Genomic DNA, 17,064 nt, shown 5'->3' with positions numbered 1-17,064 from the left:
TTGAGGTAGTCATGACGGGCGCGGCACATGCTGGCGCCCGTTTTGTTTTTTGGGATATGGAGTTGCAGTGAAACGATTAGTTTTAGGTGTGCAGTACGATGGTGGTTCTTGGCAAGGCTGGCAGACACAGCCCTCAGGTAATACTGTGCAAGATGCGCTGGAGCGGGCGTTGCAGCAGTTTACCAAGGCAGAAATCAAGACAACCTGTGCAGGCCGTACTGATGCCGGTGTCCATGGCATAGAGCAAGTCGTGCATTTTGATTGTGATCTGTTACGTGAGCCCTACTCATGGGTAAATGGAGTCAACGCTTTTTTGCCTGCCTCTGTAGCAGTCCAGTGGGTAAAAGAACTACCTTTAGATACTGAGTCCGAAGACAACTTTCATGCACGCTTTAGTGCCAGGGCGCGCACCTACCATTATATTTTGCATAATGCCGCCATTCGGTCACCGATGTGGAGCGGACGTGCAGGGTGGACCTTTCGTGCGCTGGATGTGGAGCGCATGCGCGCTGCTGCTACGCATCTATTGGGCGAACATGACTTTTCTGCCTTTCGTGCCTCAGGTTGTCAGGCTAAGACCCCGGTCAAGCATATGTACGACATACAGGTACGGCGCCAGGGCGAGATGATTATCTTTACCTTGCGTGCCAGTGCCTTCCTGCATCACATGGTCAGAAATATCGTTGGTTCGCTGATCTTTGTTGGTACAGGTAAGAGGGAGCCTGAATGGATGGGTGAAGTGCTGGCTAGCATGAACCGCGAAATCGCCGCGCCTACATTCATGCCTGACGGCTTATACCTGGCCAGAATCGACTATGAAGACAAATGGGGCTTGCCACAAAGAGATTTGGTGGAAACTCTGGCTTTCTTGTCTTTTTTGTAGTGCTCAACTGACATCAACTCGACGATTTATCGGCTTTCCGGGGTGAAATCCGGTAAAATGGCGTTTTGCAAAACCCAAACTGAAGGCGCTCGCCTGGGGAAGCTTGCCCAGCTCAGAGCGCTTTTTTTATAGCTGGTATTCGCTTCACCTTTGTTTCTTTCGTAATTTCAATGAATAACATCCGCAATTTTTCGATTATTGCCCATATTGACCATGGCAAATCCACACTGGCAGATCGTATTATCCAGCTTTGTGGCGGCCTCTCAGACCGCGAGATGGAAGCGCAAGTGCTTGATTCCATGGATATTGAGCGTGAACGTGGTATCACTATCAAGGCCCAGACAGCGGCCCTGCATTACAAGGCACGCGATGGTCAGATTTATAACCTGAACCTCATCGATACACCGGGTCACGTCGATTTCAGCTATGAAGTCAGCCGGTCTCTGTCCGCCTGCGAAGGCGCCTTGCTGGTCGTTGATGCATCCCAGGGTGTGGAAGCTCAGACAGTAGCAAACTGCTATACCGCTATTGAACTCGGTGTCGAGGTAGTCCCCGTCCTGAACAAGATTGACTTGCCATCTGCCGATCCCGATAATGCCTGCCAGGAAATCGAAGAAGTCATCGGCATAGATGCGTCCGATGCTGTGCACTGCTCAGCAAAAACCGGTCTGGGTGTTGAAGATGTACTCGAATCGCTGATCGTTAAAGTACCACCTCCGCAAGGCGATCCAACTGCACCTTTGCAAGCACTGATCGTCGACTCATGGTTTGATAATTATGTAGGCGTTGTCATGCTGGTGCGTATCAAGAACGGTACGCTGCGTCCTAAAGACAAGATCTTGTTCATGGCAACCGAAGCCCAGCATCTGGTTGAAAGTGTGGGCGTGTTTACGCCCAAGTCACTGAGCCGTACAGAATTGTCGGCTGGGCAGGTCGGCTTTGTGATTGCCGGCATTAAAGAATTGAAGTCAGCCAAAGTTGGCGACACGATCACTGTTGCCAACAAACCTGCTGCCGAGCCTTTGCCCGGTTTTAAAGAGGTGCAGCCGCAAGTGTTTGCCGGTTTGTTCCCGGTTGAAGCCAATCAATACGATGCCCTGCGCGATTCCCTGGAAAAACTCAAGCTCAATGACGCTGCGCTGATGTATGAACCTGAAGTGTCACAGGCGCTGGGTTTTGGCTTCCGCTGCGGCTTCCTTGGTCTGCTGCACATGGAAATCGTCCAGGAACGTCTGGAACGTGAATTCGACATGGACCTCATCACCACAGCACCAACGGTGGTGTATGAGGTACTGATGGCTGATGGCAGCATCCTGATGGTGGATAATCCGTCCAAGATGCCAGAACCATCCAAGATAGAAGAAATTCGCGAACCTATTGTCACCGTCAATCTCTACATGCCGCAAGAGTATGTGGGTTCGGTGATTACCTTGTGTACGCAAAAACGCGGTGTGCAGCTGGATATGAATTATCACGGCCGGCAGGTCAAATTGACTTATGAAATGCCAATGGCTGAAATTGTCTTGGATTTCTTTGATCGCCTGAAATCCACTTCTCGTGGCTATGCTTCCATGGACTATGAGTTCAAGGAAAACCGCGCTGCAGATGTGGTCAAGGTGGACATGTTGATCAATAGCGAAAAGGTCGATGCACTGGCAATTATCGTGCACAGGGCAAACAGCCATTTCCGTGGCCGTGCCGTCGCCGCAAAAATGCGCGAATTGATCCCACGCCAGATGTTTGACGTGGCAATTCAGGCTGCAATTGGTTCCAACATCATCTCGCGTGAAAATGTCAAAGCCTTGCGCAAAAATGTGTTGGCGAAATGTTATGGTGGCGATATCAGCCGTAAGCGCAAATTGCTGGAAAAACAAAAAGCAGGTAAGAAGCGCATGAAGCAGGTGGGTTCAGTGGAGATCCCGCAAGAAGCGTTTTTGGCGATTTTACAAGTGGATGAAAAATGAGTTTGCAATCAATCTTAGGCAACTTTGCCCTGATCCTGTTTGTTTTGACTATAGTGACAGGTGTGATCTGGTTTCTGGATACCTTTATATTTGCCAAACAACGTCGTCAAAATGCCGACAAGGCTTTGGCTGAATACGATGCCCGCCGGTCCAAGTTGACAGCAGAAGGTATACGACTGGAGGAAAATACCCGCCATGAACTGGAAGCTAACTTGCTCAAGCAACCTGTCTGGGTAGAATATTCCGGCAGTTTCTTTCCAGTGATTGCACTGGTATTTTTCTTGCGTTCCTTTTTGTTCGAACCTTTTAAAATTCCATCCGGCTCAATGTTGCCAACTTTGTTTATTGGTGATTTGATATTGGTCAATAAATTCACTTACGGTATACGCCTGCCGGTGATTAATAAAAAGATTATTTCCATCAATGATCCACGCAGAGGTGATGTCATGGTATTTAAATACCCTGTGGATCCATCTGTAGACTATATTAAACGTGTGATCGGTGTGCCTGGTGATAAAATCGTGTATAAAAACAAGCGTTTATCTGTAAATGGTAAAGATGTTTCATACACAAGCATGCCTGATTTCCGTGATAATCTGGATTACCTCAAGCATTACAAGGAAGACCTGACAGGCCTTAGCCACAGTATCCTGATCAATGAGCAAAGACCTGCCTTTGTCGAGCCATATGATTTCAAGGGTAAAGAGTTATGTGCATATGAAATCGATGGTTTTAGCTGTACCGTACCAGCGGGACGTTATTTCATGATGGGCGATAACAGGGATAATAGTCAGGACAGCCGATTCTGGGGATTTGTACCAGATGAAAATATTGTCGGTAAAGCATTTTTCATCTGGATGAATTTTGGTGACATCGAACGTATTGGTAGTTTTCATTAAACTTCAATCTTAATCAGGAATTGAATATTTATGTCTAAAAATCAACATTTTTCTGCGCAAAAACAAAAAGGCATTACTTTAATCGGTTTGCTCATGGCTATGGCTGTGGTGATCGTAGTCGCCATGGTTGCAATGAAAGTTGTACCTACCATGATCGAATATAACTCTATTTCGAAGGCCATCAATAGCACCAAAAATTCTGGTTCTACGCCCAGAGAAATACAAGTTGCTTTCGACAGGCAAAAAGAGGTCGGCTATTTCGATGCTGTTTCAGGCAAGGACCTGATTATTACCAGGAATACAGATGGCGGTTTTGATCTGCATTTTTCTTACGCCAAGAAAATACCTCTGGTTGGTCCTGCTAGCATCTTGATGGAATATTCAGGTACGACTGCCAAGAATGGTATTGTCGTTACCAAACCTGTCAAGGCAGATTAAGTTACGCGTATGAATCAACAACTATTGCAGAAAAGGCTGGGGCACCAGTTTAGCAACCCCGCTTTGTTGCAGCAGGCTTTGACACATCGTAGTCATAGTGTTTTGCATAATGAACGTCTGGAATTTCTTGGCGACTCAGTTCTGAATTGTGTCGTCGCATCCCTGTTGTTCGATAGTTTTGCCAATATTGATGAAGGTGATTTGTCGCGCGTACGTGCCAACCTGGTCAAACAACAGTCGTTATATGAAATTGCACAGAGAATTGAATTGTCGCAGTTCTTGCGCCTGGGAGAGGGGGAGCTGAAATCCGGCGGATTCCGACGCCCGTCGATTTTGGCAGACACGCTGGAAGCCTTGTTCGGCGCGATTTTCCTTGATGCGGGCTTTGATGCCGCGCGTGAAGTCATCCGTTCCCTGTATGCGCCGGTGTTGGCAAGTGTTGATCCAACTACCTTGGGCAAGGATGCCAAAACATTGCTGCAAGAGTTTTTGCAAAGTAAAAAAATTGCCTTGCCACAATATAATGTGGTGGCAACCCATGGTGCGGCACATAATCAGGAGTTTGAAATTGAATGCCTGGTGCCAAAATTAGAAATACAAGTTTTTGGTACAGGTGGTAGCCGCCGTGCCGGCGAGCAGGCTGCAGCCAAGCTTGCGCTGGAAACTGCCCTGGCCATGCTGGTACGTTCGCCTGCAGCCAAGAAAGCCAAGCCACGCGCTTCACAATTAAAGCTGGCTGGCATTGCGACAGTACAAGGCGAAGCAGTGTCAGAAGCCAAACCGCAATCAGCCAAGCAAAAAAGTTTGCTGGATGTAGATATACCCAAGGCTGACAAGCCAAAAGTGGTACAAGGAATTACCGGCACGGCTGCAGCAGACGAACTGCTGAACCATGATATTCACCCTGAGACTCACCCTAAGACTGCCTGACCACCGCATGACTGAATTAATAGACAATCCTGATTTCCGCTGTGGTTACATCGCCATCGTCGGGCGACCTAACGTTGGCAAATCGACCCTGATGAACGCCCTGATAGGCGCCAAGGTCAGCATTACCTCACGCAAGGCACAAACTACGCGCCATCGCATTACCGGCATACAAACGAAAGACAATACCCAGTTCGTGTACATTGATACACCGGGCTTCCAGACCCGTCATTCAAATGCACTGAACCGCACGCTGAACCGTACTGTCACCACGACGCTGACAGCGGCAGACGTGATTTTGTACATCATAGAAGCAGGTACCTTTGGTCCGGCTGATCAGCAAGTGATTAATTTGCTGCCTAAGGACGTACCTTGTATCCTCGTCATCAATAAATCAGACCGCGTTAAAGACAAAGCTGTGATGATGCCGTTTGCTCAGAAAGTGGCAGTACTCCATCCTTTTGCTGCGATCGTGCCAGTATCCGCAACCTTGCGCTTCCAGCTTGAAAACCTGGAAGGTGAAATCCGCAAATACTTGCCGCTGAACCCGCCCATGTTTGGCGAAGACGATATCACTGACCGCAGCGAGAAATTTCTGGCAGCGGAAATCGTGCGCGAAAAGCTGTTCCGCTTTGTTGGTGATGAACTGCCTTACACCAGTACCGTGCTGATAGAAAAATTTGAGCAGGAAGGCAATTTGCGCCGTGTGTTCGTCGCCATCCTTGTGGATCGGGATGGCCACAAATCCATGGTCATCGGCAACAAGGGCGCTCGCTTGAAAGACATCTCGACCCAGTCACGCCAAGATATGGAAAAGCTGTTTGGTGGCCCTGTGTATCTGGAAATCTGGATCAAGGTTAAATCTGGCTGGGCAGACAATGAAGCCGGTTTGCGTGCTTACGGTTACGAGTAAAACCATCCATGGATGAGCAGGCAGTCGCCGTGCATGAGGACAGCGCCGTTGAAGATGCGGCTGCTGTACCGGCAGCACCAGCTGCTGCCAAGAAAACTGCAGTCCGCACACGGGCACCCAAAGCCGCGCCGCGTGTTGCCAGCAAATCCCCTGCCAAAGACTTGCGCATACTGGAGCAGCCAGGCTTTGTCCTGCATTCCTGGCCCTATAAAGAAACCAGTCTCATCATCGATGTACTAACGCGTGACCATGGTCGCATCGCCCTGGTGGCCAAGGGTGCAAAGCGCCCGCATTCGCAATTGCGCAGTGTCTTGCAAACTTTCCAGCCATTGCAATTGGGGTGGACAGGCAAAGGTGAAATCCGAACGCTAACGACGGCAGATTGGGTAGGCGGCATGCTGCCGCTAGAAAAATCTGCCTTGCTATGCGGCTTTTACCTCAATGAATTGCTGGTCAAGTTCCTCATGCGCGATGAAGCGCACCCGGATTTGTTTGACCTGTATGTCTCCACGTTGAACCAGCTTGCCCATGATGAGCCAGCCACCATCGTCCTGCGTCGCTTTGAGTTCGCACTACTGCGCGAATCCGGCCTGCTGGGTGACCTGACCCGCTGCACGCAACAGCGCGAACGCGTGCAGACAGAGCAATTCTATGTGCTGGACCCGGAGCGCGGCCCCAGGCCAGCCATGCCAGCCGATAGCGTGCCCAGAGTCAGCGGCAAGACTTTGCTGGCCATGCAACGCGGCGACTATACTGAGCAAAGTACGCAACTGCAAAGCAAGCTGCTGATGCGCTTTTTGCTTGCCCATCATTTGCACGGCGCAGCGTTAAATACCCGGCAAATACTGATCGATTTGCAAAATCTATGAATATCCATCAACAAAGCCAGTTGATAGAACTGGGCGTGAATATTGACCACGTCGCCACCCTGCGCAATGCGCGCGGCACGACCTATCCAGACCCTTTGCAAGCCGCCTTGCTGGCAGAAGAGGCGGGTGCAGATTGCATTACCCTGCATCTGCGTGAAGACCGCCGCCACATCCGCGATGCAGATGTAGAGCAACTGCGGCCGCAACTGCTTACGCGCATGAACCTGGAAACCGCAGTCAATAATGAAATGCTTGATCTTGCTTGCCGCATCCTGCCGCAAGATGTTTGCCTGGTGCCAGAGCGCCGTGAAGAAGTCACGACAGAAGGCGGCCTTGATGTCGCCCGTGACTTTGCCAAAGTACAGGCCGCAGTCAGGCAATTGCAGGCGGCAGGCATACGTGTGTCATTATTCATCGATGCAGATGAACAGCAGATACAGGCCAGTTCTGAGGCAGGCGCAAGCGTCATAGAAATCCACACTGGCCGCTATGCTGACGCGTTTGATTCACAATTGCAGGCACAAGAACTGGCACGCGTAGCGCAAGCCGCCATCGCAGGCATACGCCATGGTTTGAAAGTGAATGCGGGACACGGCCTGCATTTGAACAATACCGCCGCCATTGCCGCCATCCCGGAAATATCTGAATTGAATATAGGTCATGCCATCGTCGCCCAGGCCTTGTTTGTAGGCTGGGCAAAAGCTATTAGCGATATGAAAGCTTTGATGGTCAAAGCCCGCCTGGCGAGTTTGCATAGGGCGGCCTGACATGATCTACGGCATAGGCACCGACATCGTACAAATCTCGCGCATGCAAGAAGCCCTGGCGCGTAACGGTGAACGCTTTGCTGAAAAAATTCTGGGGCCAGAAGAATTAGCCATCTTCCGTCAACGCAAAGCTCTGGTCGAAGCGCGCGGTCTGCGCTATTTGGCCACCCGCTTTGCCGCAAAAGAAGCTTTTTCCAAAGCTGTAGGAATGGGTATGCGTGACCCCATGAACTGGCATGCTGTGCAAACACTGAATAACGACCAGGGTCAGCCCGTCGTGCAAGCTAACGGTAATATGCTGCAATGGATGCAAGAGCGCAGTTTACACGCACGTATGTCAGTCAGCGATGAAACTGATTACGCCATCGCTTTTGTGATCATTGAGCAATCCCTGCTAAAGTAGCGACTTCCACAAGCGCTGCAGATTGATTGCAACATGACTGAACCAAATATTTCAGAAGCACGCCAGCAAGTGCTCGATCTGGTTGCCAAATTACCCAACCTGCCGGGCGTGTATCGCTATTTTGATAGCAATGACCAGGTGCTGTATGTGGGCAAGGCGCGTGATTTGAAAAAACGTGTCTCCAGTTATTTTCTCAAAAACCTGTCCAGTCCGCGCATCGCGATGATGGTAGAGAAAATCGCCAAGCTCGAAACCACAGTCACCCGTAGTGAAGCCGAAGCACTGATCCTTGAAAACAACCTCATCAAGGCATTAAAGCCACGCTATAACATCCTGTTCCGTGATGATAAGTCTTATCCTTACCTGAAAATCACTACAGAGAAAACGCCACGCATGATGTACTACCGTGGTGCGATCGATAAAAAACATCAGTACTTCGGGCCATTTCCATCAGGCTGGGCAGTCAAGGAATCGATGCAAATTTTGCAGAAAGTCTTTTTGCTGCGCAGTTGCGAAGACAGCGTATTTGCCAACCGTACCCGCCCATGCCTGCTGCACCAGATCAGCCGCTGCAGCGCGCCTTGCGTCAATATCATTGCGCATGAAGACTACCAGCAAGATGTTAATAATGCCGCCGACTTTTTACGTGGCCGCCAGCTTGAAGTCATGCAGACCTTGGAAAAAAAGATGCTGGATTTTTCTATGGAACTGAAATTCGAACAGGCAGCAGCCGTGCGCAATCAAATGCAGGCCCTGTCCAAAGTCTTGCATCAGCAAAGCATGGAAACCGCAGGCGATGTCGATATCGACATCCTTGCGGTGGTAGTGGAGGGCGGTCGTGCCTGCGTCAACCTGGCCATGGTCAGGGGTGGGCGGCATCTGGGTGACCGGGCTTACTTTCCTACCCATGTCGATGATGCCCTCAGCGTCGCAGAAAATGAAATCGAAGTAGAAGTTATCTCCGCCTTTTTGGCGCAGCACTATGTTGACCAGTTCATCCCTTCCACACTGGTCATGAATGTGGAACTCGATGCACCTGATCTCATGCTGGCTCTGGCCGAGCAATGTGGCCACCGCATCCATTTGTCCTTCCAGCCGCAGGAACAGCGCCGCGCCTGGCTGGATATGGCTGTCAAGGGCGCGAGGCTGGCACTGGCCCGCATGTTGTCAGAGCAAGGCTCGCAACAGGCACGCACCCGCGCCCTGGCAAGCGTGTTGGAACTGGATATAGAAAACCTCGAAGAATTGCGCGTCGAATGTTTTGACATCAGCCACACCCAAGGCGAAGCCACTCAGGCATCCTGCGTCGTGTTCCATCACCACGCCATGCAAAACAGTGAATACCGCCGTTTCAATATCAAGGATATTACCGGCGGCGATGATTATGCCGCCATGCGCCAGGTACTGTTTCGCCGCTATGAAAAAGTCGCCAGTGGCGACACAGGCGGCGATGAGACCAATGAGCGCCGCATGCCAGACATCGTCCTGATCGACGGTGGCAAAGGTCAGGTCGAGATAGCCAGGCAAGTCTTTGTCGAACTTGGTCTCGATATCAGCCTCATCGTCGGCGTCGCCAAAGGCGAGGGCCGCAAGGTCGGCCTCGAAACTCTGGTATTCGTCGATGGCCGCGCAGCGAAGGAGTTGGGCAAGGAATCTGCCGCCCTCATGTTGATCGCCCACATCCGCGATGAAGCTCACCGTTTTGCCATCACAGGCATGCGTGCCAAGCGCGACAAGGCCAGACAGGCCTCGCAACTGGAAGAAATAGAAGGAATAGGCCCCAAGCGCCGCCAGCGTCTGCTGGTGCGTTTTGGTGGTTTAAAAGGCGTCGGCGATGCCAGTGTCGCCGATTTGGCCAGCGTAGAAGGCATTTCTCGCCAATTGGCAGAAGAAATTTACAAGCGGCTGCGATAGGGAAATATAATTGCGTCAGGCGCTGGCATTGTAGTCAGCGAGCCTGATGCATAAACCGAATAAAAACCACAACAACATGCCTTTCAATTTTCCTATCCTGCTGACCTGGTTACGTGTCGCGCTGATACCGCTGGTCGTAGGTGTTTTTTACTTGCCAGTTGATTGGTTAACTCGATATGAGCAAGGCCTAGCGTCGACGATAATTTTTATTGTCGCAGCGATTACTGACTGGTTTGATGGCTTTCTGGCTCGCAGATGGAACCAGACATCGTCATTTGGTGCCTTCCTTGATCCTGTGGCTGATAAGCTCATGGTTGCTGGTGCCTTGCTGGTGTTGGTTAAGCTGGGTCGTGTCAACGATGTTTTTGCATTTGTCATTATCGGTCGAGAAATCACTATTTCGGCATTGCGAGAGTGGATGGCTCAAATAGGAGCATCTAAATCAGTTGCAGTGAGTTCGCTCGGTAAAATTAAGACCGCCGCACAGATGGTAGCGATCCCTATGCTCTTGTATAACGATGTTCTCTTTGAATGGATCGACACCCAGGCAATTGGTTCAGTTTTATTGTGGATTGCAGCTATCCTCACAGTCTGGTCCATGTTCTATTACCTGCGCAAGGCATGGCCCTTAATCAAGGAAACTACCGATAAAATGAAGTAATCGTGGAATGATCTTTGATTGGGTAGTTGACACAGAGGCTGGATGATATATAATTCTGGTCTTCGCAACGCGGGAGTAGCTCAGTTGGTAGAGCGCAACCTTGCCAAGGTTGAGGTCGAGAGTTCGAGACTCTTCTCCCGCTCCAAGAATTTTTGGACGGCAGCGAAAAGCAGTAAAGTAATATAGTTGTAAAAATGCGGGAGTAGCTCAGTTGGTAGAGCGCAACCTTGCCAAGGTTGAGGTCGAGAGTTCGAGACTCTTCTCCCGCTCCAAAATGGCGTAGCACCTGAAGTATCAGCAGTACATCTGCGGGAGTAGCTCAGTTGGTAGAGCGCAACCTTGCCAAGGTTGAGGTCGAGAGTTCGAGACTCTTCTCCCGCTCCAGATTCTGAAGGGAAGCAAGGCTTCCCTTTTTTGTTCAAGTTGCACCGCATTTCAGCGATCATCAAGCGTGATAAAATCACTCAAGACAAGACGCCGAGATAGCACCCCTGGCGGGGTAGCAAAGTGGTTATGCAGCGGCCTGCAAAGCCGTAGACGCCGGTTCGATCCCGACCCCCGCCTCCAAATACAAAAAGCGCTTTAGAGCGCTTTTTTTCCAGAACCCGACTTAGCGTTTCGCTAAGCAGGTTGTAGTAGTGGGCCCGAGTGGTGAAACTGGTAGACACATCGGACTTAAAATCCGCCGCTTCGTTAATAGCGGGCGTGCCGGTTCGATTCCGGCCTCGGGCACCACATACTTACTTTTCAATACCTACAACAGAATGTTAAGCCAATGAGTTCAACGGCTTAGCTCGATCTTGGCTCTCTTGAAATCTTTTAGCTTGACCTAAATTCTCCTGTTTATACGTTTCACATCTTTTCCGTTAGTAAAATGATTGCCACATCGACTTTTGCGATTTCATTGTTTTTTATGGAATTAACATTACACTATGTGACGAATGAATCTTAACCGAAGTTAAAATGGAGACTGAAATGGAATCTATGTATGAAGTTCTGGCATTAAATTTTAAATCCTCGACTGACGAGAAAAAAAATGCGGTAACAATTCACATGAAAAGTGGAACATCCCATTTCGGCTATGTCAGGGAAATAAGTGATACTTCGAAAATTGTAAAAATTCGGATTGTTAATCCGAGTGGAAAATCATTTCAAGACGCTTATCTGGACATCAATAGTATTGAATCAATTTTAGCCACCTCTGTTTAGCAGTTGTTGTTTTGAGCGCGTATGGCTATCAGGTTCAGGTGGCGCGAAAGCCAGTTTCTTAGAGCTGTCTAGCCTGTCATGTTTGCGGATAGTCGGGCTCAAGATTATCGATCGCTTTATTTGCATGGGCATTGGCGCTTTGATTTGTGCGATTCTCTGTTTGCATATCTGCTTTCCTGGTCCTAAAATAACTGGCGCGATATCGCTTTAACAAGTCTGTCGTTGTCCTTACCTACTTACCCACTTTGAGGAGCTTGTGATGAATTTTAAAAAATCTGCATTCCTGTCTTCGCTGGCAGTACTCGCCTTGAGTCTTTCAACCTCGGCGTTTGCAGAACTATGTACGGTGGGGAGAGCGACGCAGGTGCTGTGGAAAGGTGATTGGTACAAGGCAACGATTACTGAGGCTGCCCCTGATAAGTGCAAGATTACTTATGTTGGTTATACCGCCGATGATGATGAGTGGGTGGGGCCAGAAAGACTCAAAATCAAGGTGTTGTGGAAGGGCGACTGGTATCCTGGCCGTGTGATAAAGAAAGAAGGCACCAGCTATCTTATCGGCTACGACGGCTACACAAGTGATGACAATGAGATTGTTCCCCTGTCACGCATACAGGTGCGCTAGTTCTACAAGCACCACTAACATGATTCAATTTATCTGGGCCCTCTGATTTGGGCCCGGAAACCATTTCTCCCGTATTTGCATGAATGGTCTCTCCACCATTCTATACAACAACCACCCACCAAATATCCCCGCTGCAGTAACCAGAACAATGGTCAGCGGCGCATTCGCATTGATGTGTCGCTTGGCTAACTGCTCACCTATCAGCATGAACACAGGTTTATGCACCAGATAGACCGCATACGACCACAGCGCCAGTTGCGCGGCACCTGGCAGGCGCAGGCGGTGCAGGTAGCTGTTGGGGCTGAGGGCAGCAAAGGTGAGGATGGCGAAGCTGATGGCGATGAGTGAGAAGCCCAGTGAATTGACGATCAGCAGTTTGTTGTAGTCGTCGTTGTTGATGCAATACAGGACGCTGCCTGTAGCCAGCAGGCCGGTGATGAGCAGGGCCTGGCCGTGGCGCATGAGTCTGTCGTATAAGCTCGCATGAAAATTCTTGAGCATGGCGATGGCGACGCCGGGGAGTAGTTCGTCAAAGCGTCCAAAGCTGGAATAGTAGACCTCTGCATCAAACGCACCGTGACCGTGCATATACGCCACTGCGCGAAATGCCATGCCGCTACCTATTGCGGCGATGAGTAGGCCCCATGCCAGCCAGATTGGGCTCTTAAGTCTGACCAGGACGACGCTGACTATCGGCAGTATCAGATAAAACTGTTCTTCTATGCACAGCGACCAGGAGTGGGTGAAGGTTTGCCCATATTCCAGGCCTATGTTTTGGGTGAATGTGAGGAATTGCCATAGCGATGATGTGCTGCGCCCGCCCAGTGCTACCGGAAAAATAAAATACGCGGCCAGCACAACATAGTAATTGGGTAGGGTGCGTAGCAGGCGTCGGGCGAAAAAATTCTTTAGCGACAATGCTTGCCCCTTTGCTGCGGCAGACATGATCTGGTTGCCTATCAAGTAGCCACTCAGTACAAAAAATAAATCCACACCTGCCCAGCCTATGTCGCCTGCGAAGCCAAAGGTTTGGTGTTTGCTGACAAAGCCGCAGTAATGCGACATTAATACCAGCAAGATGGCGAGGGCGCGCAGGGTGTCAAGGCCGTTGATTCTTTTGGCTTGCATGAGGTGCATCTATGCTTGGGGTCGATGGAGGTCGGGTCTTGGTGTTTATTTTTTATTTGTCTGGCAGAGTTTCAAATTGGTGCGTGTGGCCTTGATCATGGACAAATATTTTTTACTGAATTCATCGGTGCATCTCTCGCAATTATTGATGATCGCGTTGTCTGGTGATGCTGCTTCTTCTGTGAGTGGTTGCAGTGTCGCGAGGCAACGGTCTGGCATTTGCAATTTGTTTTGCACCAACGCCAGGTCATTGCGCACCCAGCCCATCTCCAGGGGTTCAAGAATTTTGCCGCAATTGACAAAGACGGGGTCGAGTTTGGCCATGGCTGCTGAGTATTCTTTTTTGTCGTACAAGGCTTTGAATTCTTTGCGAGCCTGGCTACGCTCAGGAACGCTGCATCCTGCTGGCTTGAAATACTGGTTGGCAATGCTGGCCAGTTCACAATAATTTTGTTCGCATATGTCGATACTTCCATCTAATTCGATGTCAGTCTTTTTTTGGGTGAAGCGCAAAACGCAGCTTTGTTTCATGCCACTTTTGCGCAGTGTTGCCTTGCCTGCGATGATTTCGCCTTTCATCGAGCATGAACCTTCACCCTCGGAGTAAATGCTGAAGTTGAGTTTGCCTGCACTGTTAGATGTAATATTCAATTTACTATAGGCTCCCTCACTCAGGTATTCGCCAGGCGCGATTTGCTGCGCCTGTGACCAGATTGGCGAGCTGCACAGCAGGATGGCAAGGCAAAATTGAGGGAGGCGATGAAGTGCAATCATAGAGAGTTTTGCCGATACATGAAATGAGAAATGGCCCTGTGTCATTCAGAAAATACACGAGGCGGCGGTATCATATCAGAACTGTTTTCCTGCTGGCACGGAAACAGGATTGTGGTTTTTTATCTGACATCAGGCAGTATTTCAGTGTAGCCATGTGATGAGAGGTATACATATCAACAATAAACGTTGTATTTTAATTATTTGTCACTGTTGCGGACCATTGCTACGGAAAATTCCGGGTAAACTCGGTCAGCATTCGTTAGCGTGTTTTACTTCTCTCCTGCGACATGCTCAAAAAATTTTTCCCATTTATCGGTAGTGCTACTTTACGGTGGTATACCGCACTGACTTTGTTCTTGGTGACAATGATGGGTGTTGAGTTGTTTGGTCTGCATTTGCTGGCAACCACAGAGTCCCGGCTTGGGGATGTCTATTTGCGGCGTCATGCACCGGCTTATCAGCCGGATCCTGATATCGTGGTGGTGGATATTGATGATGCCAGTATGTTGGGCATGCAGAAGATCGCCGGTTTGTGGGTGTGGAAGCGTGAAATCCATGGTTTCTTGCTGGAGGCACTTGCCGGATTTTCTCCCAGGGCTGTCGTGTTCGATATCAGTTTTCAGGAGCGTGATCTGGCAGCGCCCAAGAGCGATGCATTTTTATCCGGGCAGATCAGGGATTTTTCGCATGCCTATCAGCAGGTGTTGTTGCTGCAGGAAAGCAAGAGTATTGCGACGGTAGCAATGACCGAGCTGGCCGATGCATTTGCCATCCGGCAGCCTGGTAAAACCAATACAAGGCTCTCCATGCAACTGCCTCTGGCAATTGAGCCCAGTGCCTGGCGTCTGGGATTGGTGAATAGCCTGAACGATGCAGATGGTGTGGTGCGGCGGTATGGTCTTTATTCTGATATTGATGGCTGGCGTTTACCTTCGCTGCCTGCGCGGGTGGTGGCTGACCTGGGTGGCAAGCTGCCACCTGGCGCTGACTTCCAAATATTCTGGCCTGCTCAGGGGCATAAGCGTTTTGCGTATGCAGACTTGTTTAAAACGCTGACAGAACAACGCCCAAATTTATCGGCAGAGGATGAAGCTAAACTGGGTAAATTATTCCACAATAAAATCATCATCATCGGTTCCTCTGCGGCTGGACTGTTTGATCATCACCTGACACCGCTGGAGCCTGGTTATCCAGGCGTCGATATTTTGGCGGTGGCTTTGGATAACCTCAAGAATGGCCGCAGCATAAGGCGTGTTGCGCTTGTCTGGCCTATGGTGGCCGGGGTGACGATGATCTCCTTCCTGGTGCTGGCATTCAGGCGGCGCTGGCATCCTGGTATGACTGGCAGTGCCTTGCTGGTGTTGACGATGGGGGCTGTCTATCTTGCTGACCAAATGGTTGAGCATCACTGGATGTTGCCGGTAGTGACGCCAGTAATTTTTTCCTGGACTTGGTTTTTACTGGCAGCTCTTGCGGGCTACTTGCGCGAGCGCCGTACTCGTGACCGCACTGTTTCGCTGTTTGGCCGTTTCCTGAATCCTGAAGTGGTTCGCAAGATTGTCGAACATGGTGAAACGGTGGAAAGCCTCTCAGGCCAGACGCGCCAGATTACGGTGCTGTTCTCTGATATACGTGGCTTCACCAGTTTGTCGGAAACTAAGACGCCTGATGAAGTCGTGAAACTGCTGAACCGCTATTTTGAACATCAGGTCGAGGTGGTGTGGCGGCATGGCGGCACCTTGGATAAATTTATTGGTGACTGCATCATGGCATTCTGGGGCGCGCCTGTGGATGACCCTCAGCATGCCAGCCATGCCGTGGCGGCCGCTATGGAAATGCAGGAGAATCTGCTTGCCTTCAGGCAAGAACTGGCAGCAGAAGGCTCAGACTTGTCTGACTTTGATGTTGGCATCGGTGTACACACAGGGGCGGCTGTGGTAGGCTTTATTGGTGCCAAACGCAAGCTTGATTACACCGCCATTGGAGATGCCGTCAACCTGGCTAGTCGGGTAGAAGGCTTAACCAAGGGTGTCGCCCGCGTGCTGGTGACCAAAGAAACCATGCTGGCCTGTGGTAGTGCTGATCTCGCTTTTAGTTTGCGTGGCTTGTTTGCCGTCAAGGGCAGGGCTGCTGAAGTTGAATTGTACGAACCTCTGAGGAAGAACTCATGAAACTACCATTTTTAATTGCAGCAGTGATGTTGGCAGGCAATGCTTTTGCTGAGTCAGCGACAACTTCCAAATCCACAGAGCTAATGGACAAGGCCAGTGCCGATGCTTCAATCATCGGCACATTGGCAAACCAGACCAGAGTTGACGTCATGCAGCGCAATGGTGCCTGGACCCAGGTCAAAACTTCTTCTGGTCAAGCGGGCTGGGTCAGGATGACTGCTTTGCGCCTGGATGCGACCATTGGCAGTAATGTTGCACCTGCTGCTGGCGGCAATGTACTGGGTTCATTGATGACGGGAGGGCGGACCTCGAATACAGGGACAGTTGGTACAGGTGTCAAGGGCCTGGATAAGGAAGACTTGCGCAGGGCTTCGCCGAATTATTCTGAACTGGAAAAAATGCACGCCAATGTCGTTGGCAAGGATGGTGCACGCACGTTCGCCCAAAGATCCAATTTGTATGCAGCAAATGTTGAGTACATCGATCAAAACAATATTGGCAAACGGGAGAATAATTAAT

Annotated in this window: 17 protein-coding genes and 5 tRNA genes; 20 read left to right on the top strand and 2 right to left on the bottom strand. The window is 50.1% G+C overall.

Annotation, left to right across the window (positions count from 1 at the left end; all coding sequences use genetic code 11):
- Positions 1–67 precede the first annotated feature (67 nt).
- The 18 genes from truA to Q8K39_RS04620 all read left to right on the top strand — a co-directional run bounded on the left by truA (position 68) and on the right by Q8K39_RS04620 (position 12,472).
- The gene (gene truA, locus Q8K39_RS04705; protein ID WP_305258496.1) at positions 68–883 is read left to right on the top strand and encodes a tRNA pseudouridine(38-40) synthase TruA; all 816 of its coding nucleotides are present in this window, start codon (positions 68–70) and stop codon (positions 881–883) included.
- Between the two features lie 170 nt (positions 884–1,053).
- Positions 1,054–2,847, top strand: a complete 1,794-nt coding sequence (gene lepA / locus Q8K39_RS04700) for a translation elongation factor 4 (protein WP_186955486.1) — start codon at positions 1,054–1,056, stop codon at positions 2,845–2,847.
- On the top strand, positions 2,844–3,746 hold the full coding sequence (gene lepB, locus Q8K39_RS04695) for a signal peptidase I (RefSeq protein ID WP_305258495.1): 903 nt from the start codon (positions 2,844–2,846) through the stop codon (positions 3,744–3,746). Before lepA ends, lepB begins: the two co-directional genes overlap by 4 nt.
- Before the next feature lie 30 nt (positions 3,747–3,776).
- Positions 3,777–4,184: a DUF4845 domain-containing protein gene (locus tag Q8K39_RS04690; protein ID WP_186955484.1), complete on the top strand. Its 408-nt coding sequence runs from the start codon at positions 3,777–3,779 to the stop codon at positions 4,182–4,184.
- A gap of 9 nt (positions 4,185–4,193) precedes the next feature.
- Entirely contained in the window at positions 4,194–5,114 is a 921-nt protein-coding gene (gene rnc / locus Q8K39_RS04685) for a ribonuclease III (RefSeq protein ID WP_186955483.1), read from the top strand.
- Between the two features lie 7 nt (positions 5,115–5,121).
- Entirely contained in the window at positions 5,122–6,024 is a 903-nt protein-coding gene (gene era, locus Q8K39_RS04680; protein WP_305258493.1) for a GTPase Era, read from the top strand.
- An 8-nt stretch (positions 6,025–6,032) separates the two neighbouring features.
- On the top strand, positions 6,033–6,893 hold the full coding sequence (gene recO / locus Q8K39_RS04675; protein WP_305258491.1) for a DNA repair protein RecO: 861 nt from the start codon (positions 6,033–6,035) through the stop codon (positions 6,891–6,893).
- Complete coding sequence (gene pdxJ / locus Q8K39_RS04670) at positions 6,890–7,660, top strand: pyridoxine 5'-phosphate synthase (RefSeq protein WP_305258488.1); 771 nt, start codon at positions 6,890–6,892, stop codon at positions 7,658–7,660. Before recO ends, pdxJ begins: the two co-directional genes overlap by 4 nt.
- Position 7,661: 1 nt before the next feature.
- Positions 7,662–8,063, top strand: a complete 402-nt coding sequence (gene acpS, locus Q8K39_RS04665) for a holo-ACP synthase (RefSeq protein ID WP_305258487.1) — start codon at positions 7,662–7,664, stop codon at positions 8,061–8,063.
- Positions 8,064–8,096: 33 nt separating this feature from the next.
- Positions 8,097–9,977, top strand: a complete 1,881-nt coding sequence (gene uvrC / locus Q8K39_RS04660) for an excinuclease ABC subunit UvrC (protein ID WP_305258486.1) — start codon at positions 8,097–8,099, stop codon at positions 9,975–9,977.
- Between the two features lie 76 nt (positions 9,978–10,053).
- On the top strand, positions 10,054–10,638 hold the full coding sequence (gene pgsA, locus Q8K39_RS04655) for a CDP-diacylglycerol--glycerol-3-phosphate 3-phosphatidyltransferase (protein ID WP_305258562.1): 585 nt from the start codon (positions 10,054–10,056) through the stop codon (positions 10,636–10,638).
- Positions 10,639–10,707: 69 nt separating this feature from the next.
- Positions 10,708–10,783 (top strand) — tRNA-Gly (locus tag Q8K39_RS04650).
- 51 nt (positions 10,784–10,834) lie between these two features.
- Positions 10,835–10,910 (top strand) — tRNA-Gly (locus tag Q8K39_RS04645).
- A gap of 36 nt (positions 10,911–10,946) precedes the next feature.
- Positions 10,947–11,022, top strand: a tRNA-Gly gene (locus tag Q8K39_RS04640).
- A gap of 109 nt (positions 11,023–11,131) precedes the next feature.
- Positions 11,132–11,205: transfer RNA gene (locus Q8K39_RS04635), tRNA-Cys, on the top strand.
- Between the two features lie 75 nt (positions 11,206–11,280).
- A tRNA-Leu gene (locus Q8K39_RS04630) sits at positions 11,281–11,373 on the top strand.
- A 240-nt stretch (positions 11,374–11,613) separates the two neighbouring features.
- Positions 11,614–11,847, top strand: coding sequence for a hypothetical protein (locus Q8K39_RS04625; RefSeq protein WP_186955477.1), 234 nt, complete (start codon positions 11,614–11,616; stop codon positions 11,845–11,847).
- Positions 11,848–12,106: 259 nt separating this feature from the next.
- Positions 12,107–12,472 carry an agenet domain-containing protein gene (locus tag Q8K39_RS04620; RefSeq protein WP_305258484.1) on the top strand — a complete coding sequence of 122 codons (366 nt, stop codon included), beginning with the start codon at positions 12,107–12,109 and terminating at the stop codon, positions 12,470–12,472.
- Between the two features lie 24 nt (positions 12,473–12,496).
- Here Q8K39_RS04620 and Q8K39_RS04615 read toward each other — a convergent pair whose 3' ends face one another.
- Both Q8K39_RS04615 and Q8K39_RS04610 read right to left on the bottom strand, forming a co-directional pair.
- Positions 12,497–13,600 (bottom strand): acyltransferase, encoded by a 1,104-nt coding sequence (locus Q8K39_RS04615; RefSeq protein WP_305258483.1) that lies wholly within the window; start codon positions 13,598–13,600, stop codon positions 12,497–12,499.
- 45 nt (positions 13,601–13,645) lie between these two features.
- Entirely contained in the window at positions 13,646–14,374 is a 729-nt protein-coding gene (locus tag Q8K39_RS04610) for a hypothetical protein (RefSeq protein ID WP_305258482.1), read from the bottom strand.
- Positions 14,375–14,661: 287 nt separating this feature from the next.
- Here Q8K39_RS04610 and Q8K39_RS04605 point away from each other — a divergent pair, with 287 nt between their 5' ends.
- Together Q8K39_RS04605 and Q8K39_RS04600 are read left to right on the top strand one after the other, a co-directional pair.
- Positions 14,662–16,545, top strand: a complete 1,884-nt coding sequence (locus Q8K39_RS04605) for an adenylate/guanylate cyclase domain-containing protein (protein ID WP_305258481.1) — start codon at positions 14,662–14,664, stop codon at positions 16,543–16,545.
- On the top strand, positions 16,542–17,063 hold the full coding sequence (locus tag Q8K39_RS04600; RefSeq protein WP_305258479.1) for an SH3 domain-containing protein: 522 nt from the start codon (positions 16,542–16,544) through the stop codon (positions 17,061–17,063). Before Q8K39_RS04605 ends, Q8K39_RS04600 begins: the two co-directional genes overlap by 4 nt.
- Position 17,064: the final 1 nt, after the last annotated feature.

The organism is Undibacterium sp. (assembly GCF_030683615.1).
In the GTDB taxonomy this organism is placed as follows: domain Bacteria; phylum Pseudomonadota; class Gammaproteobacteria; order Burkholderiales; family Burkholderiaceae_D; genus Undibacterium; species Undibacterium umbellatum.
The sequence above is the reverse complement of the archived record's forward strand: the minus strand, read 5'-3'. Positions and strand labels throughout refer to the sequence as shown.